The 25,301-nt window shown below is 72.0% G+C and carries 24 protein-coding genes and 5 tRNA genes; 20 read left to right on the top strand and 9 right to left on the bottom strand.

Features of this window, described 5'->3' with window-relative positions; translation table 11 throughout:
* Positions 1 to 5: 5 nt before the first annotated feature.
* From ACZ6CV_RS26220 to ACZ6CV_RS26255, 8 genes are all read left to right on the top strand, one after another.
* Positions 6 to 794 carry a fumarylacetoacetate hydrolase family protein gene (locus ACZ6CV_RS26220; protein WP_355811606.1) on the top strand — a complete coding sequence of 263 codons (789 nt, stop codon included), beginning with the start codon at positions 6 to 8 and terminating at the stop codon, positions 792 to 794.
* Positions 787 to 2,265 carry a glutamate--tRNA ligase gene (gltX, locus tag ACZ6CV_RS26225; RefSeq protein WP_469253134.1) on the top strand — a complete coding sequence of 493 codons (1,479 nt, stop codon included), beginning with the start codon at positions 787 to 789 and terminating at the stop codon, positions 2,263 to 2,265. Before ACZ6CV_RS26220 ends, gltX begins: the two co-directional genes overlap by 8 nt.
* Before the next feature lie 65 nt (positions 2,266 to 2,330).
* A complete protein-coding gene (locus ACZ6CV_RS26230; RefSeq protein WP_469253135.1) occupies positions 2,331 to 3,059 on the top strand; it encodes an HAD family hydrolase in 729 nt (242 codons plus the stop codon).
* Between the two features lie 87 nt (positions 3,060 to 3,146).
* A tRNA-Gln gene (locus tag ACZ6CV_RS26235) sits at positions 3,147 to 3,218 on the top strand.
* A 56-nt stretch (positions 3,219 to 3,274) separates the two neighbouring features.
* A tRNA-Glu gene (locus tag ACZ6CV_RS26240) sits at positions 3,275 to 3,347 on the top strand.
* Between the two features lie 62 nt (positions 3,348 to 3,409).
* A tRNA-Glu gene (locus tag ACZ6CV_RS26245) sits at positions 3,410 to 3,482 on the top strand.
* A 31-nt stretch (positions 3,483 to 3,513) separates the two neighbouring features.
* Positions 3,514 to 3,585 (top strand) — tRNA-Gln (locus tag ACZ6CV_RS26250).
* A 28-nt stretch (positions 3,586 to 3,613) separates the two neighbouring features.
* Positions 3,614 to 3,686, top strand: a tRNA-Glu gene (locus tag ACZ6CV_RS26255).
* 42 nt (positions 3,687 to 3,728) lie between these two features.
* Here ACZ6CV_RS26255 and ACZ6CV_RS26260 read toward each other — a convergent pair.
* Positions 3,729 to 4,385 carry a MerR family transcriptional regulator gene (locus ACZ6CV_RS26260; RefSeq protein ID WP_469253136.1) on the bottom strand — a complete coding sequence of 219 codons (657 nt, stop codon included), beginning with the start codon at positions 4,383 to 4,385 and terminating at the stop codon, positions 3,729 to 3,731.
* Positions 4,386 to 4,491: 106 nt separating this feature from the next.
* Here ACZ6CV_RS26260 and ACZ6CV_RS26265 point away from each other — a divergent pair, with 106 nt between their 5' ends.
* Positions 4,492 to 4,977 carry a DUF4188 domain-containing protein gene (locus ACZ6CV_RS26265; protein ID WP_362373993.1) on the top strand — a complete coding sequence of 162 codons (486 nt, stop codon included), beginning with the start codon at positions 4,492 to 4,494 and terminating at the stop codon, positions 4,975 to 4,977.
* A gap of 111 nt (positions 4,978 to 5,088) precedes the next feature.
* Here ACZ6CV_RS26265 and ndgR read toward each other — a convergent pair whose 3' ends face one another.
* Complete coding sequence (gene ndgR / locus ACZ6CV_RS26270; protein WP_016642976.1) at positions 5,089 to 5,808, bottom strand: IclR family transcriptional regulator NdgR; 720 nt, start codon at positions 5,806 to 5,808, stop codon at positions 5,089 to 5,091.
* A gap of 180 nt (positions 5,809 to 5,988) precedes the next feature.
* Between ndgR and leuC the strand changes: the two genes are divergently transcribed.
* The 4 genes from leuC (at position 5,989) to ACZ6CV_RS26290 (ending at position 9,357) form a co-directional block, all read left to right on the top strand.
* Positions 5,989 to 7,413 carry a 3-isopropylmalate dehydratase large subunit gene (gene leuC / locus ACZ6CV_RS26275; RefSeq protein ID WP_469253137.1) on the top strand — a complete coding sequence of 475 codons (1,425 nt, stop codon included), beginning with the start codon at positions 5,989 to 5,991 and terminating at the stop codon, positions 7,411 to 7,413.
* 5 nt (positions 7,414 to 7,418) lie between these two features.
* A complete protein-coding gene (leuD, locus tag ACZ6CV_RS26280) occupies positions 7,419 to 8,012 on the top strand; it encodes a 3-isopropylmalate dehydratase small subunit (protein ID WP_469253138.1) in 594 nt (197 codons plus the stop codon).
* A gap of 248 nt (positions 8,013 to 8,260) precedes the next feature.
* Positions 8,261 to 8,497 carry an SCO5555 family protein gene (locus ACZ6CV_RS26285; protein ID WP_355811626.1) on the top strand — a complete coding sequence of 79 codons (237 nt, stop codon included), beginning with the start codon at positions 8,261 to 8,263 and terminating at the stop codon, positions 8,495 to 8,497.
* Between the two features lie 161 nt (positions 8,498 to 8,658).
* Positions 8,659 to 9,357 carry an HU family DNA-binding protein gene (locus ACZ6CV_RS26290; RefSeq protein WP_469253139.1) on the top strand — a complete coding sequence of 233 codons (699 nt, stop codon included), beginning with the start codon at positions 8,659 to 8,661 and terminating at the stop codon, positions 9,355 to 9,357.
* A 117-nt stretch (positions 9,358 to 9,474) separates the two neighbouring features.
* Here the strand turns inward: ACZ6CV_RS26290 and ACZ6CV_RS26295 are convergent, their stop codons facing one another.
* Complete coding sequence (locus ACZ6CV_RS26295; protein ID WP_358709463.1) at positions 9,475 to 9,678, bottom strand: hypothetical protein; 204 nt, start codon at positions 9,676 to 9,678, stop codon at positions 9,475 to 9,477.
* 14 nt (positions 9,679 to 9,692) lie between these two features.
* Positions 9,693 to 10,328 (bottom strand): 2-phospho-L-lactate guanylyltransferase, encoded by a 636-nt coding sequence (cofC, locus tag ACZ6CV_RS26300; RefSeq protein ID WP_469253140.1) that lies wholly within the window; start codon positions 10,326 to 10,328, stop codon positions 9,693 to 9,695.
* 198 nt (positions 10,329 to 10,526) lie between these two features.
* Here cofC and ACZ6CV_RS26305 point away from each other — a divergent pair, with 198 nt between their 5' ends.
* The 3 genes from ACZ6CV_RS26305 to ACZ6CV_RS26315 are packed head-to-tail and all read left to right on the top strand — an operon-like array spanning position 10,527 to position 13,586.
* Entirely contained in the window at positions 10,527 to 11,333 is an 807-nt protein-coding gene (locus tag ACZ6CV_RS26305) for a lysophospholipid acyltransferase family protein (protein ID WP_469253141.1), read from the top strand.
* The gene (locus tag ACZ6CV_RS26310) at positions 11,330 to 12,358 is read left to right on the top strand and encodes an NAD(P)H-dependent glycerol-3-phosphate dehydrogenase (RefSeq protein WP_469253142.1); all 1,029 of its coding nucleotides are present in this window, start codon (positions 11,330 to 11,332) and stop codon (positions 12,356 to 12,358) included. Before ACZ6CV_RS26305 ends, ACZ6CV_RS26310 begins: the two co-directional genes overlap by 4 nt.
* A gap of 46 nt (positions 12,359 to 12,404) precedes the next feature.
* Complete coding sequence (locus ACZ6CV_RS26315; protein WP_362374007.1) at positions 12,405 to 13,586, top strand: D-alanine--D-alanine ligase family protein; 1,182 nt, start codon at positions 12,405 to 12,407, stop codon at positions 13,584 to 13,586.
* 16 nt (positions 13,587 to 13,602) lie between these two features.
* Here the strand turns inward: ACZ6CV_RS26315 and ACZ6CV_RS26320 are convergent, their stop codons facing one another.
* Both ACZ6CV_RS26320 and ACZ6CV_RS26325 read right to left on the bottom strand, forming a co-directional pair.
* A complete protein-coding gene (locus ACZ6CV_RS26320) occupies positions 13,603 to 14,097 on the bottom strand; it encodes a DUF3515 domain-containing protein (protein WP_469253143.1) in 495 nt (164 codons plus the stop codon).
* A 20-nt stretch (positions 14,098 to 14,117) separates the two neighbouring features.
* Positions 14,118 to 14,351: an Lrp/AsnC ligand binding domain-containing protein gene (locus ACZ6CV_RS26325; RefSeq protein WP_355811647.1), complete on the bottom strand. Its 234-nt coding sequence runs from the start codon at positions 14,349 to 14,351 to the stop codon at positions 14,118 to 14,120.
* 210 nt (positions 14,352 to 14,561) lie between these two features.
* Between ACZ6CV_RS26325 and ACZ6CV_RS26330 the strand changes: the two genes are divergently transcribed.
* A complete protein-coding gene (locus ACZ6CV_RS26330) occupies positions 14,562 to 15,530 on the top strand; it encodes a thiamine-phosphate kinase (RefSeq protein ID WP_355811650.1) in 969 nt (322 codons plus the stop codon).
* The gene (gene thiD, locus ACZ6CV_RS26335) at positions 15,527 to 16,321 is read left to right on the top strand and encodes a bifunctional hydroxymethylpyrimidine kinase/phosphomethylpyrimidine kinase (protein ID WP_469253144.1); all 795 of its coding nucleotides are present in this window, start codon (positions 15,527 to 15,529) and stop codon (positions 16,319 to 16,321) included. The genes ACZ6CV_RS26330 and thiD overlap by 4 nt, the downstream gene beginning before the upstream one ends.
* Here thiD and ACZ6CV_RS26340 read toward each other — a convergent pair.
* From ACZ6CV_RS26340 to rpmB, 3 genes are all read right to left on the bottom strand, one after another.
* Complete coding sequence (locus tag ACZ6CV_RS26340) at positions 16,312 to 17,556, bottom strand: FAD-dependent monooxygenase (RefSeq protein ID WP_469253145.1); 1,245 nt, start codon at positions 17,554 to 17,556, stop codon at positions 16,312 to 16,314. The genes thiD and ACZ6CV_RS26340 overlap by 10 nt on opposite strands.
* 34 nt (positions 17,557 to 17,590) lie before the next feature.
* Positions 17,591 to 20,653, bottom strand: coding sequence for an ATP-binding protein (locus ACZ6CV_RS26345; protein ID WP_469253146.1), 3,063 nt, complete (start codon positions 20,651 to 20,653; stop codon positions 17,591 to 17,593).
* Positions 20,654 to 20,824: 171 nt separating this feature from the next.
* Positions 20,825 to 21,010 (bottom strand): 50S ribosomal protein L28, encoded by a 186-nt coding sequence (rpmB, locus tag ACZ6CV_RS26350; protein ID WP_016642993.1) that lies wholly within the window; start codon positions 21,008 to 21,010, stop codon positions 20,825 to 20,827.
* A 239-nt stretch (positions 21,011 to 21,249) separates the two neighbouring features.
* On the opposite strand from rpmB, the gene ACZ6CV_RS26355 reads away from it, so the two are divergent.
* Together ACZ6CV_RS26355 and recG are read left to right on the top strand one after the other, a co-directional pair.
* Positions 21,250 to 22,971: a DAK2 domain-containing protein gene (locus tag ACZ6CV_RS26355; protein WP_469253147.1), complete on the top strand. Its 1,722-nt coding sequence runs from the start codon at positions 21,250 to 21,252 to the stop codon at positions 22,969 to 22,971.
* A gap of 94 nt (positions 22,972 to 23,065) precedes the next feature.
* Positions 23,066 to 25,285 carry an ATP-dependent DNA helicase RecG gene (recG, locus tag ACZ6CV_RS26360; protein WP_469253148.1) on the top strand — a complete coding sequence of 740 codons (2,220 nt, stop codon included), beginning with the start codon at positions 23,066 to 23,068 and terminating at the stop codon, positions 25,283 to 25,285.
* Positions 25,286 to 25,301 lie beyond the last annotated feature (16 nt).

The raw sequence follows: 25,301 nt of genomic DNA on the forward strand, positions 1-25,301 counted from the left end.
AGAGCGTGCGCATCGCCAGGTTCTCCATCGACGGCAATGTCGGCTACGGCGTAGTCGAGGGGGAGAGCACCCCCGGCAAAGAGGGCGAGCTCGTCCTCGACATCATCAAGGGCATCCCGTACGCCGACTTCGAGCTGTCCGGCACCAAGGTCCCGCTGAGCAAGGTGCGCCTGCTGCCGCCGGTGCTCCCGAACAAGATCGTGGGCATCGGCCGCAACTACGCGGACCACGCCGCGGAACTCGGCAACGAGGTCCCCGACATCCCGGTCGCCTTCTTCAAGCCGTCCACCTCGGTGATCGGCCCCGGCGACACCGTCACGTACCCCTCGTTCTCGCAGGAGCTGCACCACGAGGCCGAGCTGGCCGTGGTGATCGGCCGGATGTGCCGGGACGTCCCGCGCGAGCGCGCCCGCGACGTCATCCTCGGCTACACCTGCGCCAACGACGTCACCGCGCGTGACGTCCAGCGGCGCGAGAACCAGTGGGCCAGGGCCAAGGGCTTCGACAGCTCCTGCCCGCTCGGCCCCTGGGTGGAGACGGAGCTCGACCCCTCCGACGTCACCATCCAGTGCACGGTCAACGGCGAACAGCGCCAGCTGGGCCGCACGGCCGAGATGGTCCGCTCCGTCGAGGACCTGATCGCGCACATCTCCGAGGCCATGACGCTGCTCCCCGGCGACGTCATCCTCACGGGCACCCCGGCCGGCGTCGGGCCCCTCCACGACGGCGACGAGGTCGCCGTCACCATCGAAGGCATCGGCACTCTCACCAACAAGGTGATCAAGCGTGGCTAACGCGACCCCCGTACGCGTACGGTTCTGTCCCTCGCCGACCGGCAACCCCCATGTGGGCCTGGTCCGCACCGCCCTCTTCAACTGGGCCTACGCCCGGCACAACGAGGGCACCCTGGTCTTCCGCATCGAGGACACCGACGCGGCCCGCGACTCCGAGGAGTCGTACCAGCAGCTGCTCGACTCGATGCGCTGGCTGGGCTTCGACTGGGACGAGGGCCCCGAGGTCGGCGGCCCGCACGCGCCGTACCGCCAGTCGCAGCGCATGGAAACCTACAAGGACGTCGCGGCCAAGCTCCTGGACGCCGGCCACGCCTACCCCTGCTACTGCACGACCGAGGAGCTGGACGCCCGCCGCGAGGCCGCCCGCGCCGCCGGCAAGCCGTCCGGCTACGACGGCCACTGCCGCGACCTCACCGACGAGCAGGTACGGGCGTACGAGGCCGAGGGCCGCAGCCACATCGTCCGCTTCCGGATGCCCGACGAGGCCACCACCTTCACCGACCTGGTCCGCGGCGAGATCACCGTCCAGGCGGAGAACGTCACGGACTACGGCATCGTCCGCGCGAACGGCGCCCCGCTGTACACGCTGGTCAACCCGGTCGACGACGCCCTGATGGAGATCACCCACGTCCTGCGCGGCGAGGACCTGCTCTCCTCCACGCCCCGCCAGATCGCCCTCTACAAGGCGCTGATCGAGCTCGGCATCGCGAGCACGATCCCCGAGTTCGGCCACCTGCCGTACGTGATGGGCGAGGGCAACAAGAAGCTCTCCAAGCGCGACCCGCAGGCGTCCCTGAACGTCTACCGCGAGCGCGGCTTCCTGCCCGAGGGCCTGCTGAACTACCTGTCCCTGCTCGGCTGGTCGTTCTCCGCGGACCAGGACGTCTTCTCGCTCTCCGACATGGTGGCGAAGTTCGACGTGGCGGACGTGAACCCCAACCCCGCCCGCTTCGACCTGAAGAAGGCCGAGGCGATCAACGCCGACCACATCCGCATGCTGGACGTGAAGACGTTCGCCGAGGCCTGCGAGCCCTGGCTGCGGGCCCCGCACGCCAACTGGGCGCCCGAGGACTTCGACGAGGCCGCCTGGCAGGCCATCGCGCCGCACGCGCAGACCCGCCTCAAGGTCCTCTCCGAGATCACGGACAACGTGGACTTCCTGTTCCGCGCGGAGCCGGTCTTCGACGAGCCGTCCTGGACGAAGGCCATGAAGGAGGGCTCCGACGCCCTCCTGCGCACGGCCCGCGCCAAGCTGGAGGCGGCCGACTGGAGCTCCCCGGAGTCCCTCAAGGAGGCCGTCCTGGCCGCCGGCGAGGAGCACGGCCTGAAGCTCGGCAAGGCCCAGGCCCCGGTCCGCGTCGCCGTCACCGGCCGCACGATCGGCCTGCCCCTCTTCGAGTCCCTGGAGATCCTGGGCAAGGAGAAGACGCTGACCCGCATCGACGCGGCCCTGGCGAAGCTGACCGCCTAACCCCCGCGCCGAAGGACCCGGAGGCCCCCTGGGGCTTCCGGGTCCTTTCGCATACCGTCGAAGGCATGCCGATCAAAGCCGTGGTCTGGGACATCGACGACACGATCTTCGACTACGCGCGCGCCGACAGCGCCGGCATGCGGGCACACCTCACGGCCGAGGGGCTGCTGGAGCGGTACGAGTCCGCGGAGCGCGCGCTGGAGCTCTGGCGGCGGCTCACCGAGCGCCACTGGGCCCGCTTCGGCGCGGGCGAGGTCGCCTTCGAGCAGCAGCGCCGCGACCGCGTACGGGACTTCCTCGACGCCCCGGCGCTCTCCGACCCCGACGCCGACGCCTGGTTCACCCGCTACGTCGGGCACTACGAGGCGGCCTGGTCGCTCTTCCCCGACACCGTGGCGACCCTGGAGGCGCTCGCCGGCGACTACCGCCAGGCGGTGCTCTCCAACTCCGCCCTAGTCGTCCAGGACCGCAAGCTGACCATCCTCGGCGTCCGCGCCCACTTCGAGGCGGTGCTGTGCGCCGCCGACCTGGGCTTCTCCAAACCCGCCGCGGAGGCCTTCCACGCGGTCTGCGCGACGCTGCGCCTGGAGCCCGCCGAGATCGCCTACGTGGGGGACCAGCCGGAGATCGACGCACGGGGCGCCCGGGACGCCGGCCTGGTCGGGATCTGGCTCGACCGCAACGGCACGGCGGGGCCGGGCCCGTCGGGCGTGCACCGCATCACGCGCCTCTCCGAGCTCCCCGCGCTGCTGCGTGCGGATACCCGTTTTGGAGCGCCGTCCACCTTCGGGTAATGTTCTTCCTGCGCCGCCCGAGAGGGCCGAAAGGTCCGGCCGGGAGGCGCAAGTCAAACAAAACCCCCACTGGGGGTTGCGCTTTGATGGCCTATGGTGTAATTGGCAGCACGACGGTTTCTGGTTCCGTTAGTCTAGGTTCGAGTCCTGGTAGGCCAGCTCGCAGAGCTCATCTGCACTCGCGGGTGTTCGTTCAAGGACACAGCATCCGCAATGCCCCCGTTGTGTAGCGGCCTAGCACGCCGCCCTCTCAAGGCGGTAGCGCCGGTTCGAATCCGGTCGGGGGTACAGATCCTTCCCGCGGGGACAGATCGGGTCGCACCCACTGTCCCTGATGCAGGATCGCTAGGGCCCCCGTTGTGTAGCGGCCTAGCACGCCGCCCTCTCAAGGCGGTAGCGCCGGTTCGAATCCGGTCGGGGGTACGGTTGGTACTGGACCTGGTCTAGACCACATTGGGCTATGGTGTAATTGGCAGCACGACGGTTTCTGGTTCCGTTAGTTTAGGTTCGAGTCCTGGTAGCCCAGCTGGATCAAGTGAACACGCAAGATCCTTGCCCCCGTTGTGTAGCGGCCTAGCACGCCGCCCTCTCAAGGCGGTAGCGCCGGTTCGAATCCGGTCGGGGGTACAAGAACGGCAGAGGGCCTTCCCGTCAGGGAGGGCCCTCTCGTCATTCCCCGGATGCCCGCTGCCCGTAACGCCGGCCGGACTCCTCGGCCTGGGACATCCGGCGCAGGCTCAACAGGACCGGCTCGTACAGCACGGTGAGCGCGACCGCCGCCTCCAGCTGCTCGTCCGGCGACTCGTACCGCTCGATCAAGTCCAGGTCGGCGACGGCCAGTTGAGCGCCCGCGCGCGCGTACGGCGCCAAGTCCGCCGCGCCGCACGGGTATCCGAGCCGCGTCAGGGTGCTCACCGCGGTCACCAGCATCCGGTACGCCGGCGATTCGGCCCCGTACTCCCGTGCGCTGTGCCAGTCGAGCTGCTCCAGCAACGCGTCCACCGTCCGGCGCGCCTCGTCATCGGACGCGTCGGGCTCGGTGGACTCCGGGCCGTGCGGCAGGGCCCATACCGCCGTCCCCAGGCGGGAGTTGTGGTCGAGCGAGTCGTCCTCCAGTGCGGTGAGCACCTCGCGCGCCGACGCGATCGGCACCCGGCCCACCTGGACCAGCGCCCGCACCAGCCGGAGCCGCCGCAGATGGGTGTCGTCGTACTCGGCCTGCGTCGCCGTCACGCGGTGGCCCGGCGGGACCAGTCCCTCGCGCAGGTAGTACTTGATCGTGGCCGTGGGGACCCCGCTGCGCCGGCTCAGTTCCGCCAGTCTCATCGGTGTGTGCCTCCTCTTGCGCTCCTCTTTGGAGAGTGGCACTATCCAATCATGGATAGCAGAACTATCCAATGTTCGGCCAAGGCTCCACCAAGGGGGAACCGCCATGAGCAGCAAGCCGATCGAAGGGCGCATGACCGACGCGGCGGAGGGCGGCGTGGTCGTCTTCCACATCGGGATGCGCATCAACTCCTTCCGTGCCGTTCGCAGCTGGTGGCCCGTCTTCCGCGCGATGCCCCGGATGCTCAAGGAGCTGTCGCGGGACCGGGAGAGCGGAATGCTGGGCTACCGGCTCCTGTTCGGCGGGGCGCGCCTGGTGTACGTGGTCCAGTACTGGGAGTCGCAGGAGAAGCTGCTGGCCTACTCGACGGCCCCGGACAAGGCCCACCGACCCGCGTGGGCGGCCTTCAACCGCCGTCTGAAGGAGGGCAGGGGCAAGGTCGGCTTCTGGCACGAGACGTTCGTCGTGCCGGCCGGTGCCCATGAGGCGGTGTACGTGAACATGCCGCGGTTCGGCCTCGGCGAGGCCGCCGGCGTCGTACCGGTCGGGCGCCGCGGGGACCGGGCGGCGGACCGCCTGAAGGCGGCCTGAGACACAAGCGGCCTGAGACATGAGAAAAGCGCCGGAAGGGGCCGCCGCGGCGTTGAGGCGGTTCCTTCCGGCGCTGTGCTGTCTGCGGGCCGGCGCTCCGGGCGCCGGGGATCAGCCGCCGGTGCGGCGCAGGGCTTCGGAGAGGCGTCCGGCGGCGTCGATGACCGCCTGGGCGTGCATGCGGCCGGGGTGGCGGGTCAGGCGCTCGATCGGTCCGGAGACCGAGACGGCGGCGACCACGCGGTTGGAGGGGCCCCGCACGGGCGCGGAGACGGACGCGACGCCCGGCTCGCGCTCGCCGATCGACTGGGCCCAGCCCCGGCGCCGTACTCCCGAGAGCGCCGTCGCGGTGAAGCGGGCGCCCTGGAGGCCGCGGTGCAGCCGCTCCGGCTCCTCCCAGGCCATCAGGATCTGCGCCGACGAGCCCGCCTTCATGGTGAGCGTCGAGCCGACCGGGACGGTGTCCCTGAGGCCCGAGAGGCGCTCCGCCGCGGCCACGCAGATGCGCATGTCGCCCTGGCGGCGGTAGAGCTGCGCGCTCTCGCCCGTGACGTCGCGCAGGTGCGTGAGGACGGGGCCCGCCGTGGCCAGCAGGCGGTCCTCGCCCGCCGCAGCGGCGAGCTCCGCGAGGCGCGGGCCGAGGATGAAACGGCCCTGCATGTCCCGCGCCACCATCCGGTGGTGTTCCAGTGCCACGGCCAGTCGGTGTGCCGTGGGTCGTGCGAGCCCGGTGGCCGCGACCAAGCCCGCGAGGGTGGCCGGACCGGACTCCAGAGCGCCCAAGACAAGGGCTGCCTTGTCGAGGACGCCGACGCCGCTAGAGTTGTCCATGCGTCGATACTCGCGTCTCACTCTGTGAAACGCAAGTTCAAATTTCTGCGATACCCGCCACTCTGTAGGGGCGATCCGCGGACCAACGGATCGCCGGTCCACGTGCGGTACGAGGGGTACGCGCGTCGGCCACCACATTCTCTAGTTGAGCCGGCGAACCGGCCGGTCGGAGGGAAAGCGATGGGTAGGACACTGGCGGAGAAGGTCTGGGACGACCACGTCGTCCGGCGCGCCGAGGGCGAGCCCGACCTGCTCTTCATCGATCTGCACCTGCTGCACGAGGTGACCAGCCCGCAGGCCTTCGACGGCCTCCGCCAGGCCGGCCGCCAGGTGCGGCGGGTCGACCTCACCATCGCGACCGAGGATCACAACACCCCGACCCTCGACATCGACAAGCCCATCGCCGACCCGGTCTCGCGCGTCCAGCTGGAGACGCTGCGCAAGAACTGCGCCGAGTTCGGCGTGCGCCTGCACCCGCTGGGCGACGTCGAGCAGGGCGTCGTCCACGTGGTGGGACCGCAGCTGGGACTGACCCAGCCCGGCACCACGGTGGTCTGCGGCGACTCGCACACCTCCACCCACGGCGCCTTCGGCGCGCTGGCGTTCGGCATCGGCACCTCCCAGGTCGAGCACGTCCTGGCCACCCAGACGCTGCCGATGGCGCCGCCGAAGACCATGGCCATCACCGTCGACGGCGAACTGCCCGACGACGTCACGGCCAAGGACCTGATCCTCGCGATCATCACGCAGATCGGCACCGGCGGCGGCCAGGGCTACGTCCTGGAGTACCGCGGATCGGCCATCGAGAAGCTCTCGATGGAGGCCCGCATGACGATCTGCAACATGTCCATCGAGGCGGGCGCCCGCGCCGGGATGATCGCCCCGGACGCGACCACCTTCGACTACATCAAGGGCCGCGCCCACGCCCCGCAGGGCGAGGACTGGGACGCCGCGGTGGCGTACTGGGAGACCCTGAAGACCGATGACGACGCGGTCTTCGACGCCGAGGTCTACATCGACGCCGCCTCGCTGGCCCCGTTCGTCACCTGGGGCACCAACCCCGGCCAGGGAGCGCCGCTTTCGGCGAACGTCCCCGATCCGGCTTCGTACGAAGACGCTTCGGAGCGCTTCGCCGCCGAAAAGGCCCTGGAATACATGGGGTTGACCGCCGGGCAGCCGCTGCGGGACATCAAGGTCGACACCGTCTTCGTAGGTTCCTGCACCAACGGCCGCATCGAGGACCTGCGGGCCGCGGCCTCCATCGTCGAGGGCCGCAAAGTCGCCGACGGCGTACGGATGCTGGTCGTCCCCGGCTCGGTCCGGGTCGCCCTGCAGGCCGTGGAGGAGGGCCTGGACAAGGTCTTCATCGCCGCGGGGGCCGAATGGCGGCACGCCGGCTGCTCGATGTGTCTGGGCATGAACCCCGACCAACTCGCGCCCGGCGAGCGCTCGGCCTCCACGTCGAACCGCAACTTCGAGGGCAGGCAAGGCAAGGGCGGGCGCACCCACCTCGTCTCCCCGCAGGTCGCCGCCGCCACCGCGGTCACCGGCCACCTGTCCTCGCCCGCCGACCTGTCCGACGCCCCCGTCACCGCCGGAGTCTGAGACCCATGGAAGCTTTCACCACGCACACCGGCCGGGCCGTTCCGCTGCGCCGCAGCAACGTCGACACCGACCAGATCATCCCCGCCCACTGGCTGAAGAAGGTCACCAGGGACGGCTTCGAGGACGGGCTCTTCGAGGCCTGGCGCAAGGACCCGGAGTTCGTCCTCAACCGTCCCGAGCGCCAGGGCTCCACGGTCCTGGTGGCGGGCCCCGACTTCGGCACCGGCTCGTCCCGCGAGCACGCCGTGTGGGCGCTGCAGAACTTCGGCTTCAAGGCGGTCATCTCCTCCCGCTTCGCCGACATCTTCCGCGGCAACTCGCTGAAGAACGGCCTGCTGACCGTGGTGCTCGACCAGTCGGTCGTGGACGCGCTGTGCGAGCTGACGGAGCGCGATCCGCAGGCCGAGATCACGGTTGACCTGCGGGATCGCCAAGTCCGCGCGGAGGGCGTCACCGCCGACTTCGAGCTCGACGAGAACGCCCGCTGGCGGCTCCTGAACGGCCTGGACGACATCAGCATCACCCTGCAGAACGAGCCGGCCATCGCCGCGTACGAGGCCGAGCGCCCCGCGTACAAGCCGCGGACCGTGCAGGTCTGACAGCGCGGAACACCCCGGCAACACCCTGATGTACCCCCAATCGTGGACGGTTGGGGGTACATCTGTGTGTGGCCCCCGGCCGGCCCCGCTGACCTGAACGGGTGGTCTCAACTCCCTTGTCGGACACGGAAGAAGAGGCCGGAAATCCCCTTGTACTCGGCGAGACGGGGTACCCTCGGAACGGCTGCGGACGGCGGCAGTTACCCCCTGCGGAGGCGACAACTCGCCCCAGATGGCACAATCGGTGCATGGGACGTGACAGCCAACTCGAGCTCTACGGGCTCGTCGCGGACCAACTGAAGGAAGCGCACGCAAGGGTGCGCGCACTGCAAGTCCCGGAGGGCGTACGGATGGCGCTGACCCGGAAGCTGCTGGTCATTACGGCCGCGGCCAAACACGATCTCGCCGATGCGGCAAGGCGTCTGGAGCGATTGATGGCGACTCTCGACGAAGCGGACGAGGGCCGATTCCCCCAAGACACCTGATCCGCAGCCTCAACGGGCCTTCGAGGAACTCCGAGATGGCCCACTTCGTTGCGGCACAAGGGTGATTAGCCCGTTTCGTGTTTGATTTGCGGTATATATCTGCCTAACGTGCGAAAAAGCCGGAGTATTTCGCTCCCGGCAATGTCTCCGAAGGGGAAGACGTGAACAAGGCGCAGCTCGTAGAAGCGATTGCCGACAAGGTGGGGGGCCGCCAGCAGGCCGCCGACGCCGTGGACGCGGTCCTGGACGCCGTCGTCCGTGCCGTCGTCAGCGGTGACCGCGTTTCGGTCACCGGCTTCGGCTCGTTCGAGAAGGTCGACCGCCCGGCCCGTTACGCCCGCAACCCGCAGACCGGGGAGCGCGTGCGGGTCAAGAAGACCTCGGTTCCGCGGTTCCGCGCGGGTCAGGGCTTCAAGGACCTGGTGAGCGGCTCGAAGAAGCTCCCGAAGAACGACGTCGCGGTCAAGAAGGCGCCCAAGGGCAGCCTGACCGGCGGCGCTTCGGCGACCGTCAAGAAGGCCGCGGCCAAGAAGGCCACCGCCAAGAAGTCGGCCGCGAAGACCACGGCGACGGCCAAGAAGGCCACGGCGAAGAAGACCACCGCCAAGAAGGCCACGCCCACCGCGAAGAAGGCGGCCGCCAAGAAGAGCACCGCCAAGAAGTCGGCGGCGAAGACCACGGCGACGGCGACGAAGGCGACGGCGAAGAAGACCACCGCCAAGAAGGCCACGCCCACGGCGAAGAAGACCACCGCCAAGAAGACCGCGCCGGCCAAGAAGGCCACCGCCAAGAAGGCGCCCGCCAAGAAGTCGACGGCGCGCAAGACGACCGCCAAGAAGGCCACGGCCCGCAAGAAGTAAGGGCACGAGGGCACTCACGCGCCGGGCCGGACTCCCACGGGGGAGCCCGGCCCGCGTCGTGTGTCCGGGCCGTTCCGGGGCGTGTGTCCGGGCCGTTCCGGGCCGGTTCCGCCGGTCCTAGAACGTCTGCAGGGTCACCAGGGTGATGCGGCGCGCCTCGCCCTCGCCGTCGACCTCGATGCGCACGCGCTGGCCAGGGCGCAGCAGCCGCAGCCCGCCCGCGTCGAACGCGGGCGCCCCGAAGGGCACGGGGGTGCCGTCGTCGAGCAGCACGCTGCCGCTGCGGGTCTCGGAGTCGTACGTGTACGCGGTGGCCTGCATGGGGAGCAGCGTACTCAGTCGGCGATGAGCAGCCGGGCCGCGGCCGCCGCGGTGCGCGGACCCACGCCGAGCGCGAGGGCGGCCCGCAGGTCGTCGCCGGTGTCCACGTCCTGCCGCACGGAATCGACTCCGGCGAGTGGGAGTTCCACCGCTCCGGACGCCGCGTGCCGGGCCCGTGAGGCCGTACCGAACGCGGGACGCAATTCCGTTCCGGCACGCGCGCACAGCAGCGTCGTGCCGATTCCCGCGGCATCCGGCATGAATGCGCGGGGAAATGCGGCGGCCCCGTCGAGGGCGCGGGCCAATTCCGGCGCGCGCAGGGCCGGCAGATCGGCGTTCAGGGCCGCGACGGGCGCCTCGGGGCGTTCGGCGCGCACCAGGCCCGCCCCGTGCGCCAGAGCGGCGTTGAGACCGCCTCCGGGGGTGTCCGGGACGACGCGGGCGCCCAACGCCACCAGCTCGCGGCGCGCGAGGGCGTCGTCCGTGACGACCGCCACATCCCGCACCGCCGGGCACGCGAGCGCCGCGGCCACGGTGTCCTGCGCGAACGCCAGGGCCAGGCCGGGGCGCAGGCCCTCACCGGAGGCGGCGGCGAGCCTGCTCTTGGCGCGCGCCAACGGTTTCAGGGGGATGACCAGGGTCCACTGCACGGGCGCTCCGTCCTTCGCGTCGCGCCCATTGTGACCTGCTGAGGGGCCGGGGCGCGGGGGAGCGGGGAGGGGGCGGCGGACGGGGTCCGCACACAGGAGCGGTGGCGGAAGTCGGGTGGGCGTACGGTGTTCTCGACAGACTGGCAGCCTGGGGCGACACTTGTGCGGCCGAACAGGCTCATGGAAGAAGGTGTCCGCGTGTCCCGCCGCCGAATCGGCTTCTGGTACCGCCTTGCGGCGGTGATTGCTAAACCGCCGCTGGTGGTTCTGTTCAAGCGGGACTGGCGGGGAATGGAGCACATTCCTGCCGAAGGCGGATTCATCACCGCGGTGAATCACAACTCCCATATCGACCCGTTCTCGTACGCGCACTTCCAGTACAACACCGGACGAGTGCCGCGTTTCCTGGCAAAGGACGGCCTTTTCAAGGGCGGTTTCGTCGCCAAGGTCATGAAGGGCACGGGCCAGATCCCGGTCTACCGCGAGACGACGAACGCGCTGGACGCCTTCCGCGCCGCGGTCGCCGCCATCGAGGACGGCGAGTGCGTCGCCTTCTACCCCGAGGGCACCCTCACCCGGGACCCAGACCTGTGGCCGATGACGGCCAAGTCCGGGGCCGCGCGGGTCGCCCTGAAGACCCGGTGCCCGGTGATCCCCGTCGCCCAGTGGGGCGCCAACCTCGCGCTCGCGCCGTACAGCAAGAAGCCCGCCTTCTTCCCGCGCAAGACCCTTCAGGTGAAGGCCGGACCGCCCGTCGACCTGTCGCGCTTCTACGGCAAGGAGCCGACGAACGAGGTGCTGCGCGAGGTGACCGAGGCCATCATGGCCGCGATCACCGAACTCCTGGAGGAGATCCGGGGCGAGAAGGCCCCCGAGACGCCGTACGACCCGCGCAGGGCCCGGCTGGAACAACGGCGCAAGGCAGCCGGCCGCGGCGCCGCGCAGAGCGCCCCAGAGGGCAGCACAGAGAGCAAGACAGAGAGCACCCCGGAGGACAGCAAGTGACGAACCCCGTGAACTCGGCGGGCCGCGTGAAGGCCGCCGTCTTCGGAACGGGCTCCTGGGGTACGGCCTTCGGCATGGTGCTCGCCGACGCGGGCTGCGACGTCACCCTGTGGGGCCGCCGCGCCGGACTCGTCGACGCCGTCAACTCCACGCGGACCAACCCGGACTACCTCCCCGGCGTCGCGCTCCCCGAGAACCTGCGGGCGACCACCGACCCCGCCGAGGCCGCCGCGGACGCCGACTTCACGGTCCTCGCGGTGCCCTCGCAGACGCTGCGCGGCAACCTCGCCGAGTGGGCGCCGCTGCTGGCCCCGCGGACCGTGCTCGTCTCCCTCATGAAGGGCGTCGAACTGGGCTCCGCGATGCGGATGAGCGAGGTCGTCGAGGACGTCACCAAGGTCGCCGCCGACCGGATCGCCGTCGTCACCGGACCCAACCTCGCCCGCGAGATCGCCGCACGGCAGCCCGCCGCCGCCGTGGTGGCCTGCCGGGACGAGGCCATCGCCCAGCGCCTCCAGACGGCCTGCCACACGCCGTACTTCCGCCCGTACACCAACACCGACGTGGTGGGCTGCGAGCTCGGCGGCGCGGTCAAGAACGTCATCGGCCTCGCCGTCGGCATCGCGGACGGCATGGGCCTCGGCGACAACGCCAAGGGCTCGCTCATCACGCGCGGCCTCGCCGAGACCACCCGGCTCGGCCTCGCGATGGGCGCCGACCCGCTGACGTTCTCCGGACTCGCGGGCCTGGGCGACCTGGTGGCGACCTGTTCCTCGCCGCTGTCGCGCAACCACACCTTCGGCACCAACCTCGGCAAGGGCATGACCCTGCAGGAGACCATCGCGGTCACCAAGCAGACCGCCGAGGGCGTCAAGTCCTGCCAGTCCGTGCTGGATCTGGCCCGCAGGCACGGCGTCGACATGCCGATCACGGAGACGGTCGTCGGCATCGTGCACGAGGGCACGCCCCCCGTCGTCGCCCTCAAGGACCTCATGTCGCGCAGCGCCAAGCCCGAACGCCGCTGACGGCAGGCCTGACTCCGCACGGGCCAGCGGGTACCCTCAACGCGATATGAGCAGCGAGAACCTCCCCCAGAGCCCTGAGCCGCGCCCCGAGCCGAGCTCTGGGCAGCCGCTCCGCAAGCCGCGCGTGGCCGTCGTGTTCGGCGGCCGCAGCTCGGAGCACGGCATCTCCGTCGTCACGGCCGGCGCCATCCTCGGCGCCATCGACCGCACCAAGTACGACGTCCTGCCGATCGGCATCACCACGGACGGCCGTTGGGCGCTGACGGCCGACGAGCCCGAGCGGATGGCCATCGCCGACCGCAGGATGCCGAACGTCACCGAACTCGCCGACTCCGTGGAGGGCGGCGTCGTCCTGCCGGTCGACCCCGGCAACCGCGAGGTCGTCTACAGCGAGCCGGGCTCCGTGCCGAAGGCGCTCGGCGAGGTCGACGTCGTCTTCCCGATGCTGCACGGCCCCTACGGAGAGGACGGCACCCTCCAGGGGCTGCTCGAACTCTCCGGAGTGCCCTATGTGGGCTCCGGCGTCCTCGCCTCGGCCGTCGGCCAGGACAAGGACTACATGAAGCGGGTGTTCGCCTCCTTCGGGCTGAACGTCGGCCCGTACCTGGTGATCCGCCCCCGCGAGTGGCGCCAGGACGAGGCGGGTGCCCGGCAGCGCATCGCCGACTTCGCCGGTGAGCACGGCTGGCCGCTGTTCATCAAGCCCGCGCGCGCAGGCTCCTCGATCGGCATCACCAAGGTCGAGTCCTTCGACGGCCTCGACGAGGCGATCGCCGAGGCCCAGCGCCACGACCCGAAGATCCTGATCGAGGCGCTGCTGCGCGGCCGCGAGATCGAGTGCGGCGTCCTGGAGTTCGAGGACGGCCCGCGGGCCAGCGTCCCGGCCGAGATCCCGCCGGTCCAGACGCACGACTACTACGACTTCGAGGCGAAGTACATCGACTCGACGCCCGGCATCGTGCCGGCGCCGCTGACGCCCGAGGAGACCGCCGAGATCCAGCGGCTCGCGGTCGAGGCGTTCGAGGCGGCGTCCTGCGAGGGCCTGGTGCGCGCGGACTTCTTCCTCACCGAGGACGGCCGGTTCGTGATCAACGAGATCAACACGATGCCGGGCTTCACGCCCATCTCGATGTACCCGCAGATGTGGGAGAAGAGCGGCGTCGGCTACGCGGAGCTGGTGGACCGGCTCATCCAGTCGGCCCTGAACCGCTCCACGGGGCTGCGCTAGCGCCGGCCCGACGGGCTCAGGCGATCCCGGTGGGGATCGTCTTCTTGACGGGGGCGGCGAAGTCCGTGAGCGGGCCGAGGCCGTCCCCGGCCCGCTCCTCGGGCAGCGTCACCTCCACGTAGGCGAGCCGCGCCCCGGTGGTGAAGGTGTAGGAGCCGTCGTCGCGCTTCTGCAGGAGCCAGGCGACGCCGTTCACCTTCACGCCGTTCTTCGCGGCGTAGTCGGGATCGATCATCTCCGGGGGCCGCGGCACACCGCAGCGCAGTATGATCGCCGGGTCTCCCCAGCCGGCGGTCAGGTCCGACTTCGGCGCCGGATCGGTGCGCTCGAGACCGTCGACCGTGTCCGGAAGCCGTGCGTGCAGGTCCCGGCAGAGTCCGGCCGCCTTCGCGTCCGGGGAAGGAACCGCCACCGACGCGCCGTCGTCCGTAGAGGAGCAGGCTGTCGTGATCAACAGCGCGAGAGCGGACGTTCCCAGGAGGAGGCGGCGCCGGAGACGGGGGATGTTCACCGGGCCAGGGTAGACGGGGGCTACAAGTGCACGACCGGGCAGGTCAGGGTTCGGGTGATGCCGTCCACTTGCTGGACCTTGGCGACCACCATGCGGCCGAGTTCGTCCACCGTGTCCGCCTGGGCGCGCACGATGACATCGTAGGGTCCGGTCACGTCCTCGGCCTGGATCACTCCAGCGATCTCGCCGATCAGCTCGGCGACGGTCGACGCCTTGCCGACCTCTGTTTGGATCAGGATGTACGCCTGTACCACGGAACCTCCAGGGCGGCCACGAGGATCATGTGGGGAGAAGGGACGCCACGGTACCGCGTCGCCGCTCGCCGCGGGGAGACCCGGGGGACCTGTGGCGCGCACATCGTGGTGGACGACGGAAGAGAAACGGACGGTCACGTCGACCGTACCGACGACAGACACGGCTCGCGACCGGGGGCCGCGCAGCGCGAAAGGGCATGGTGAGACTCGGTGAAGGGATCCGTGGGCGAGTTGGGGGAGTTCGGGCTCATCAGAGAGCTCACCTCGCGGCTCACCTCCACTCCGGCCGTACGGCTCGGCCCGGGCGATGACGCCGCGGTCGTGTCCGCTCCGGACCGCAGGGTCGTGGCGAGCACCGACATCCTCCTGGAGGGGCGGCACTTCCGCCGCGACTGGTCCACCGCGTACGACGTGGGCCGCAAGGCCGCCGCGCAGAACCTCGCCGACATCGCGGCCATGGGCGCCGTGCCGACCGCGCTGCTGCTCGGCCTGGTCGTCCCCGCCGAGCTCCCCGCGAGCTGGCCCACCGAGCTGATGGACGGCCTCAGGGACGAGTGCCAGGTCGCGGGCGCCGCCGTGGTCGGCGGTGACGTCGTACGGGGCGACACCATCACCGTCGCCATCACCGCCCTCGGCGATCTGCGCAACCACGAACCGGTCACCCGCGCGGGCGCCCAGCCCGGCGACGTCGTCGCCGTGACCGGCTGGCTCGGCTGGTCCGCCGCCGGCCACGCGGTGCTCTCCCGCGGCTTCCGCTCGCCGCGCGCCTTCGTGGAGGCCCACCGCAGGCCCGAGCCGCCGTACCACGCGGGCCCCGCGGCGGCGGGCCTCGGCGCGACCTCCATGACGGACGTCAGCGACGGCCTGATCGCCGACCTCGGGCACATCGCCGAGTCCAGCAAGGTGCGCATCGACATCCGCTCGGGAGATGTCGACGTGCCCTCGCAGATGAACGACATCGGGCAGGCCGTCGGCGTCGACCCGCTGCAGTGGGTGCTCAACGGCGGCGAGGACCACGCGATCGTCGCGACGTTCCCGCCGGACGTGAAGCTGCCCGCCCGCTGGAAGGTCATCGGCGAGGTCCTCAACCCCTCGGCGCTGCCCCAGGTGACCGTGGACGGCGCCCCCTGGACCAGCAAGGGCTGGGACCACTTCGGGGACAACGGAGACGCGGAGTGAGCGCGCCGCCGCGGGTCCTGACCGTCGCCGGGTCCGACTCCGGCGGCGGCGCCGGCATCCAGGCCGACCTGAAGACGATGCTCGCCCTCGGGACGCACGGCATGAGCGTCGTCACCGCCGTCACCGCGCAGAACTCCCGGGGCGTCCAGGGCTTCTGGGAGCTCCCAAAGGAGGCGGTGCGGGCGCAGTACCGCAGCGTCGTCGACGACATCGGCGTCCAGGCCGTGAAGACCGGCATGCTCGCCTCGGCCGAACTGGTCGAGACCGTCGCCGACTTGCTCGCGGGCACGGACGCGCCGGCGGTCGTCGACCCCGTCGGCGTCTCCAAGCACGGCGACTCGCTGCTCGCGGCCTCCGCCCTGGACTCCCTGCGCACCCGGCTGCTGCCGGTCGCCACCCTCGCCACGCCCAACCTCGACGAGGTGGCCCAACTCACGGGCATCGAGGTCGAGTCGGAGGACGGTCTGCGCCGCGCGGCGGACGCCGTCCTCGCGTACGGGCCGCGGTGGGTGCTCATCAAGGGCGGCCATCTCCGCGGCGACGCCGTGGACCTGCTCACCGACGGCTCCGAGGAGCACGTGCTGCGCGCGCCGCGCCACGACAACCGCCACACGCACGGCACGGGCTGCACCCTCGCCAGCGCCGTCGCCGCGCAGCTGGCCAAGGGGCAGGACGTCCCGGAGGCCGTGGCGGCCGCCAAGGAGTACGTCACCGGGGCGATCGCCGCCGGGTTCGCGCTCGGCACCGGGATCGGGCCCGTGGACCACGGCTGGCGGTTCGCTCAGCCGTAGTCCTTGAGCGTGAGGGCGCCCGCCGGCCGTTCCGTCAGCTTCTTGAAGAGGCCGGCCAGCGGGCGGGAGCCGAGCAGCCGGTACGCCCGGTCACGGCTGCGGATCCGCCGCTCGGTCGGCGGGGCCAGGAAGGGCCCGACGCGGTCCGAGGACTTCTGGCAGTTCCTGGCGTAGGCGCCGATCTCCGCCTCGTACGCGGCGAACGCGGCCCGGTGATCGCCGCCCGCGGCCGCGAGCTCGCCGGCCAGGACGTACGCGGACACCAGGGCGGTGCCGGTGCCGATGCCGCCCATCGTGGCGCCGTACCCGGCGTCGCCGAGGAGCGCCACACGGCCCTGTGAGAGCCGGTCGACGTGGATCTGCGCGATGGCGTCGAAGTACAGGTCCTCGGCGCTCCGCAGGCCGTCCAGGGCCGTGGCGGCGTGCTTCCAGGCCATGCCCGCGAAGCGCTCCGCGAGGATCTCCTTCTGGCGTGCGGTGCCGTGCCGGTGGTGGTCGGCGCGGTCGGAGCTGAAGACGAGGGCGACGCCCGCCCTGGTGGGGTCGCCGCCGTAGTTGCTGATCATCATGGTGCGGCCGGGCTCGGTGTAGATGCGGGCGGTGCGGTGGAGGCCGAGGTGGTTGGGCACGCCGAAGCCCGCCACGTAGTGGCCGAGGTGGCGCAGGTACCGCGCCTCGTCGCCGAAGACCAGACGGCGGGTGCGGGAGTGCAGCCCGTCGGCGCCGACGACGAGGTCGAAGCGGCGGGGCGCGCCGCGCTCGAAGGTCACGTCGACGCCCCCGGAGTCCTCGGTCAGCGAGGCGACGGAGTCCCCGAAGACGTACTCCACGTCCGCGCGGGTGCGCTCGTACAGGATGTGGGAGAGGTCGCCGCGCAGGATCTCCACGTCGCCGCTCATGAAGAACGCGGGCAGGTCCACCCGCTCCCGGTCGTCGGCCGCGACCACGGTCTGGCGGCCCATGTGCGTCTGACGCCGGTGCACCTCGTCCCAGATTCCGGTGCGGCGCAGCACGGCGCGGTGCGTCGCGCCCCGGAAGTCGACGGCGAAGCCGCCCTCGCGCAGGGCGGGCGCCTTCTCGACGACGGTGACGCGGGCCCCGTACCGGACCAGCCACAGGGCGAGCGCGGGTCCCGCGACACCGGCGCCGGAGATCAGGACGGTCAGGTGGGCGAGGCGGCGGTCGGCGGGGGCGATGGGGGTGGGCGCGGGCTGCTGTGTCATGCGGTGTGTCATGGCAGGAGCCTCGGGCCGGCCCCTTACCGTCCGCCTACCGTTCGCTGACCGCCGCCGCCCGCAGGCTCCGCCCCCGCTCGAAGGCGTTCGCGTACGCCGCGGTGGAGAGCCGTGCGCGGGCCGCCTCCTCCACGGGTACGACATCGGGGTCACCGGCGATCAGGAGGCCGCGCAGTCCGTGGGCGGCGCCCAGGAGCCGGGCGGCCTCCTCCGGGTTCACGGTCACGGCGAGCGACGCCAACGCCTCGGCCACCTCCGCCAGTTCACCGCTGTCCGAGACGCGGCCTCCGGCGCCCGAGGCCCGTACGCCGGTGTCGCAGGCCGACCCGCGGGCCTGCTCGAACCAGTCGGCGGCCTCCCGTACGCGGGACTCGGCGAGCGCGGCGCGGCCGAGGCCGATCAGGATCCGCACCCGCTCCGCGCGGCTGAACCAGTTTGCGGCGCACGCCTCCATAGCCGCGTCGTAGTGCACGCGCGCGCGTGCCGAATCGCCGCAGAGCCGGGCCACGTCACCCAGCCCGCGCCGCGCGGTCGCCACCTTGTCGGGGATGCCGACGGAACGGGCGAGTGCGGCGGAGCGCGTGTAGTGGGCCGCCGCCTCCTCCAGGTCGCCCCCGTGCAGCAGCACCGTGGCACGCCGGTGCAGCAGGTCCGCCGTCTCCTCGGGCGCCGCCAACTCCCGTACGTGTACGAGACCTTCGTCGAGCAGCTCCAGAGCCCGCACCCGATCGCCCCGCCAGTCGGCGAACATGCCCAGCGGATCCAGGCAGTTGGCCATGCCCCAGCGGTCACCCGTCACCCGGAAACCCGCGAGCGCCCGGGCGAAGGCGGCCTCGGACGCGTCCGCGCGGCCGGCGACCAGCTCCTGGAACCCCAGCCCGAGGTCCAGGAGGGCCACCCCCCAGGGGTCCGCGTCGACCTGGGCCCGCACCTCGTCCCGCATGGCCCGCGCGGGACCGCCCGCGATCGACCACAGCACCACGAGGACGGGCAGCCGCAACGGCCGCACCAGCGTGTCGAGCAGGCCGTCCGCGCGGGCGACGCGGCCCGGTTCGGCCGGGTCGGCGCCGTCCCCCGCGACGGTGTTGATCAGGCAGAGCAGATACTCCTCGACGAGGCCGTCCGGCGGCTTCGGGCCCACCGCCGCCAGCAGGTCGACGGCGAGCGCGGTCCGCTCCCCGTACCGCCCGCGCAGCCGCCAGAACCAGGAGAGCGCGGCCATCAGGCGCAGCCCGTCGTGCGGTGCCGCGCGGGTCAGCCGGCGCAGCGCGGCGTCCAGGTTCGGCTGCTCGGCGTCGAGCCGGGCCAGCCAGGGCAGTTGTCCGCCGCCGCGCAGCCGCGGCTCGGCCCGCTCGGCCAGGCGCAGGAAGTACGCGGCGTGCGCGTCCCGCAGCCAGTCCTCCTCGCCCGCGTCGGCCAGCTGCCGGGCGCAGTACGCGCGGATCGTCCGCAACATGGCGTAGCGCCCCTCGACCACGTCGAGGAACGACTTCTCCACGAGGGAGGCGAGCAGGTCCTCCGGGTGCGGCACCCCGCAGACCGCCTCCACGGCGTCGCAGGTGGCCCCTCCGGAGAACACCGTCAACCGCCGGGCCAGCTCCCGCTCCGCGTCGTCGAGCAGCTCCCAGCTCCACTCCACGACCGCGTGCAGCGTGCGGTGCCGGGGCGCCTTGGTGCGGTCCCCGCGCGAGAGCAGCCGGAAACGGTCGCCGAGGCGGGCGGCGAGCTCGTCCAGGGTGAGGGTGCGCAGCCGGGCGGCGGCCAGCTCGATGGCGAGCGGCAGCCCGTCGAGCGCCGCGCAGACCTCCTCGGTCAGCCGCCGGGTGCGCTCGTCCTGAGGGAGCGCCCTGTCGGGCCGTACGGCGGCCGCCCGGTCCGCGAAGAGCCGGGCGGCGGGCCCGGCGGCCAGCGGCGGCACCGGCCACAGCACCTCCCCGGTGATCCCGAGCCCTTCCCGGCTGGTGGCGAGGACCCGCACCCCCGGGCAGGCCGCGAGCAGCAGTCCGGTGACCCGTGCCGCGTCGTCCACGAGGTGCTCGCAGTTGTCCAGGACGAGCAGCACCTCACGATCGCGCAGCACGGACAGCAGCCGCTCCGTCGTGTCGACGCCCTGCGGGTGGAAGCCGTCGCGCACGCCCAGGGCGGCGAGGACCGCGTGCGCCGCCCGGGAGCCGTCGTCCAGCGGCGCCAGCTCCACGAAGCAGACGTCGGGCAGCGGCCGGGCCGCCTCGACCGCGAGCCGCGTCTTGCCCGCGCCGCCGGGACCCGTGAGGGTGACCAGACGCTCGTCGGCCAGCAGCGCGCCGATCCGCGCGAGCTCCTCGTCCCGCCCGACGAACCGCGTCAGCTGTGCGGGCACACCCCGCTGCGGTGCCGGTTCGCGGCCCCTCAGCAGCGCCAGGTGGAGCGCGGCGAGCTCCGGGGAGGGCTCGGTGCCGAGCGCGTCCGCGAGGGCGTGCCGCGCCTCCTCGTACGCGGTGAGCGCCTCCGCGGGCCGACCGGCCGCGACCAGCGCCCGCATCAGCTGACCGTGCAGCCGCTCGCTGAGTGGATGCTCGGCGAGCAGCCCGCGCAGCTCGGGCACGAGCTCGTCGCCGCCGCCCAGCGCCAGCTCCGCCTCGACGCGGTCCTGCACGGCCGCGAGGCGCAGCTCGTCCAGCCGGACGAGGAGGGGCCCGGCATCGGGCAGATCGGTGAGGGCGGGCCCGCGCCACAGCCCGAGCGCCTCCCGCAACAGACCGGCGGCCCGCGCGGGATCCCCGCCGGCGAGCGCCTCACGTCCCGCGCGGGCCAAGCGCTCGAAGCGGTGCAGGTCCACGGCGTCGGGGGAGACGGCGATGCGGTAGCCGCCCGGCCCGGCCTCGATGGCGAGCCCGAGCCGCCCCCGCAGCCGGGAGATCTGGGATTGCAGCGCGTTCGCGGCGCCGGCGGGCGGCTCGTCGCCGTAGAGCCCGTCGGTCAGCCGCCGCACGGAGACGGTGCTCCCCGCGTCCAGGAGCAGCAGGGTCAGGAGCGCGCGGGGGCGCGGCCCGCCGGGGTCCAGCGGGGTGCCGTCCGGGGCGCGGACGTCGAGCGGGCCGAGGATGCCGAAGCGCATCCGTCAGATTCTGGCAGTACGCGGCCGGGGCTCGGCCCGCGCGCGGGCAGACGAAAAGCCGGCCCGCGCGTGGGCAGACGAAAAAGCCGGCCCGCGCGTGGGCAGACGAAAAAGCCGGCCCCCCGAAGAGGACCGGCTCATTCAGCAACCAGCTAGGTGGCCGCGCTGACGTCAGCGCGAGACCTTGCCGGCCTTGATGCACGAGGTGCAGGCGTTGAGGCGCTTCGGCGTCCCGCTCACCACGGCACGCACACGCTGGATGTTCGGGTTCCAGCGACGGGGCGTACGGCGGTGCGAGTGCGAGATGTTGTTGCCGAAGCCCGGCCCCTTGCCGCAGACGTCGCAGTTGGCAGCCACGGGTCACTCCAAAGACTTCAGATGCACTTACGGTTAATCCCGGCATGCCGGGATCAGTGCAATGATCGGAGTGGCGTTGCCAGGAGGAATGGCCCGATGTGTATCGGGCAACCGGAGCAGCATACAACGACTGCTTCGATAGAACGAAACTACCACGGACGGCCCGGCCCCCGCCCCGGAGCCCGTGTTCACCCGGGGTCTACGCTGCGTCCATTCCGGATGGTCAAGGAGGCGAACAGGTGCCGCAGAACCTCGACGCGGTCGCGGTGCGCGCCTGGTCCCGACTGGCTCTGGACGCCCTCGGCAGGGCCCGCGAGGAGATCGACGCCATCAACGTCTACCCGGTCGCCGACGGGGACACCGGGACGAACCTCTATCTGACCGTGGAGTCCGCCGCACAGGCGGTCGACGCGGCGTTCACGGGCCACGAGCCCGCCCTTCCCTCACTCGCCGAGACCGTGCGCGCGATGGCGCACGGAGCGCTGCTGGGCGCCCGGGGCAACTCCGGCACCATCCTGTCGCAGCTGCTGCGCGGGATGGCCCAGGTCATCGGCGGCGCCGAGGACGATCCGGACGGCCGGCCCCGGGCCGAGGGTGAGGCAGATCACGCCGACGGCCGGGTCCTGGAGCGCGCGCTGCGCCGGGCCGCCGAATCCGCGTACCAGGCGGTCGCCCACCCTGTGGAGGGCACGGTCCTGACGGTGGCCACCGCCGCGGCCGAGGCGGCCACCACTGCCGCCGAGGGTGCCGACGACTGCGAGGCGGTGGCCAGGGCGGCGTACGAGGGGGCCTGTGCGGCCCTGGACGCGACGCCCGGCCAGCTCGCGGTGCTCGGCCGCGCCGGGGTCGTGGACGCCGGCGGCCGGGGGCTCGTGGCGGTCCTCGGCGCGCTCGTGGGCGCACTGTCCGGCGCGACGGTGACCCGCAGGAGCGAAACGCACACGTACACGCGCGCGGAGGCGCCCATGGACACACGCGCGGACGCCATCGAGGGCCCGCGCGCGGAAGCCGTCGAGTGTGACGAGCCGGCCGGTGAGACCGGTGGCCCCGCCTTCGAGGTGATCTACCTCCTGGAGGCCGACGACGCCGCCGTGACCCGGCTGCGGGCCCGCCTCGACCGGCTCGGCGATTCGCTCGTCGTGGTCGGCGGCGACGGCCTCTGGAACGTCCACGTCCATGTCGACGACGCGGGAGCGGCCGTCGAGGCGGGCGTGGAGGCGGGCCGCCCGCACCGCATCCGGATCACCCACTTCGGGGCGGGCGACGCCCACACCACCGCGCAGCCGCCCCGGGAACGCACCCAGCGGGGCATCGTCGCCGTCGTACCCGGAGAGGGCCTCGTCGAGCTCTACGGAGAGGCCGGGGCGACCACCGTGCACGCGCGCGTGGGGGAGCCGCCCGCCAGCGGCGAGCTCGTGGACGCGATCCGGCGTGCGCACGCCCGCGAGGTCGTCCTGCTGCCGAACGACGCCGAACTGCGCCACACCGCGGCCGCCGCCGCGGAACAGGCCCGCACGGAGGGCGTACGGGTCGCGCTGATCCCCACCCGCTCCGCGGTCCAGGGCATCGCGGCGCTCGCCGTGCACGAACCGGACCGGCGCTTCGACGAGGACGTCGTCGCCATGACCTCGGCGGCCGGCGCGACCCGGTACGGCGAACTGGCCGTCGCCGAGCGGCAGTCCTGGACCATGGCGGGCATCTGCCAGGCCGGCGACGTGCTCGGCCTGATCGACGGCGACGTCGCCGTGATCGGCTCCGAGGTGGCCCGTACCGCGGCCTCCGTCCTCGACCGGATGCTGTCCGCGGGCGGCGAGATGGTCACGCTGGTCCTCGGCGACTCCGTGCCCGAGACCGTCGCGGAACACCTGGAGAAGCACGTGCGCGAGACGTACCTGGCCGTCGACACCGTCGTCTACCGCGGCGGCCGCCAGTCCCAGCTGATGCTGATCGGCGTCGAGTAGCACTCGCGTCGAGCAGTCCGGCCGACCGCCCAGGGACCTGTGCCGGGCGCGGATCCGGGGGACGTCGCACGGATTGTCAGTGGCGTGGTGTGCAATGGATCTCGTGCCCGCGCTCGAAGAACCCCTGAAGAAAGTGGTCGGCCCCGCCACCGCGAAGGTGATGGCCGAGAACCTCGACCTGCACACGGTCGGCGACCTCCTGCACCACTACCCCCGGCGGTACGCGGAGCGCGGCGAGCTCACCCGCCTCGCCGACCTCCCGCTGGACGAGCACGTCACGGTGGTGGCCCAGGTCGCGAGCGCACGCATCCTGAAGTTCAACGGCGGCCGGGGCCAGCGCCTGGAAGTCAGCATCACCGACGGCAGCGGCCAGCTCCAGCTCGTCTTCTTCGGCCGGGGCATCCACAAGCCGCACAAGGACCTGCTGCCCGGCACCCGCGCGATGTTCGCCGGCAAGGTGTCGGTCTTCAACCGCAAGATGCAGCTGGCCCACCCGGCGTACGAGCTGCTGCGTGCCGAGGGCGACGAGGTCGGCGAGGCCGTCGGCTCCTGGGCCGGCGCCCTGCTGCCGATCTACCCGGCCACCGCCAAGCTGGAGTCCTGGAAGATCGCCAAGTCGGTCGACATGGTGCTGCCCAGCGCCCAGGAGGCCGAGGACCCGCTGCCGCCCGCCCTGCGCGACGGCCGCGGCCTCGTCCCGCTCACCGAGGCCCTGCTCAAGATCCACCGGCCGCACTCGAAGGCCGACATCGCCGCCGCCCGCGACCGCCTGAAGTGGGACGAGGCCTTCGTCCTCCAAGTCGCCCTCGCCCGGCGGCGGTACGCGGACGCGCAACTGCCCGCCGTGGCCCGCAGGCCCAAGGACGACGGCCTCCTCAAGGCCTTCGACGCCAAGCTCCCGTTCACCCTCACCGAGGGCCAGGAGAAGGTCTCCAAGGAGATCTTCGACGACCTCGCGACGGAACACCCGATGCACCGGCTTCTGCAGGGGGAGGTCGGATCGGGAAAGACAATGGTCGCCCTGCGCGCCATGCTCGCCGTGGTCGACGCGGGTGGGCAGGCCGCGATGCTCGCGCCCACCGAAGTCCTCGCCCAGCAGCACCACCGTTCCATCGTGGAGATGATGGGCGAGCTCGCCCAGGGCGGCATGCTGGGCGGCGCCGAGCAGGCCACCAAGGTCACGCTGCTCACCGGCTCCATGGGCGTCGCCGCCCGCCGGCAGGCGCTGCTCGACCTCGTCACCGGCGAGGCCGGCGTCGTCATCGGCACCCACGCCCTGATCGAGGACAAGGTGCAGTTCCACGACCTCGGCCTGGTCGTCGTCGACGAACAGCACCGCTTCGGCGTCGAGCAGCGCGACGCCCTGCGCGGCAAGGGCAAACAGCCGCCGCACCTCCTGGTCATGACGGCCACCCCCATCCCGCGCACGGTCGCGATGACCGTCTTCGGCGACCTGGAGACCTCGGTCCTGGACCAGCTCCCGGCGGGCCGCTCACCCATCGCCAGCCACGTCGTCCCCGCCCAGGACAAGCCGCACTTCCTCGCTCGCGCGTGGGAGCGCGTGCGCGAGGAGGTGGAGAAGGGCCACCAGGCGTACGTGGTCTGCCCGCGCATCGGCGACGGGGAGGACGAGCCCAAGAAGTCCGGCAAGAAGAAGTCGGCCGAGGACAAGGCCGAGGAGGAGGCCACCGCCGAGAAGCGGCCGCCGCTCGCCGTGCTCGACGTCGCCGAACAGCTCGCGCACGGCCCCCTGCGGGGGCTGAAGGTGGAGGTCCTGCACGGCCGTATGCAGCCCGACGACAAGGACGCGGTGATGCGCCGCTTCGCCGCCGGCGAGACCCAGGTCCTGGTCGCGACGACGGTCATCGAGGTCGGGGTGAACGTGCCGAACGCCACCGCCATGGTGATCATGGACGCCGACCGCTTCGGCGTCTCCCAGCTGCACCAGCTGCGCGGCCGCGTCGGCCGCGGCTCGGCCCCCGGCCTCTGCCTCCTGGTCACCGACATGCCCGAGGCGAGCCCCGCCCGCGCCCGGCTCGGCGCCGTCGCCTCGACGCTCGACGGCTTCGAGCTCTCCCGCATCGACCTGGAGCAGCGCCGCGAGGGCGATGTCCTCGGGCAGGCCCAGTCCGGCGTCCGCTCCAGCCTGCGCATGCTCGCCGTCATCGAGGACGAGGAGATCATCGCCGCCGCCCGCGAGGAAGCCGTCGCCGTGGTCGCCGACGACCCCGAGCTGGAGCGCCTGCCGGCCCTGCGCACCGCCCTGGACGCGCTGCTCGACGCGGAGCGCGAGCAGTACCTCGACAAGGGCTGACGCCGCCGTACGCCAT

The sequence above is a fragment of the Streptomyces sp. NPDC041713 genome, from assembly GCF_055591085.1.

Coding starts and splice junctions, on each gene's coding strand:
- ACZ6CV_RS26230 (WP_469253135.1), top strand. CDS start 2,331: ATGCCGATCAAAGCCGTGGTCTGGGACATCGACGACACGATCTTCGAC.
- ACZ6CV_RS26260 (WP_469253136.1), bottom strand. CDS start 4,385: ATGAGACTGGCGGAACTGAGCCGGCGCAGCGGGGTCCCCACGGCCACG.
- ACZ6CV_RS26265 (WP_362373993.1), top strand. CDS start 4,492: ATGAGCAGCAAGCCGATCGAAGGGCGCATGACCGACGCGGCGGAGGGC.
- ndgR (WP_016642976.1), bottom strand. CDS start 5,808: ATGGACAACTCTAGCGGCGTCGGCGTCCTCGACAAGGCAGCCCTTGTC.
- leuC (WP_469253137.1), top strand. CDS start 5,989: ATGGGTAGGACACTGGCGGAGAAGGTCTGGGACGACCACGTCGTCCGG.
- leuD (WP_469253138.1), top strand. CDS start 7,419: ATGGAAGCTTTCACCACGCACACCGGCCGGGCCGTTCCGCTGCGCCGC.
- ACZ6CV_RS26285 (WP_355811626.1), top strand. CDS start 8,261: ATGGGACGTGACAGCCAACTCGAGCTCTACGGGCTCGTCGCGGACCAA.
- ACZ6CV_RS26295 (WP_358709463.1), bottom strand. CDS start 9,678: ATGCAGGCCACCGCGTACACGTACGACTCCGAGACCCGCAGCGGCAGC.
- ACZ6CV_RS26315 (WP_362374007.1), top strand. CDS start 12,405: ATGAGCAGCGAGAACCTCCCCCAGAGCCCTGAGCCGCGCCCCGAGCCG.
- ACZ6CV_RS26340 (WP_469253145.1), bottom strand. CDS start 17,556: ATGACACACCGCATGACACAGCAGCCCGCGCCCACCCCCATCGCCCCC.
- ACZ6CV_RS26345 (WP_469253146.1), bottom strand. CDS start 20,653: ATGCGCTTCGGCATCCTCGGCCCGCTCGACGTCCGCGCCCCGGACGGC.
- recG (WP_469253148.1), top strand. CDS start 23,066: ATGGATCTCGTGCCCGCGCTCGAAGAACCCCTGAAGAAAGTGGTCGGC.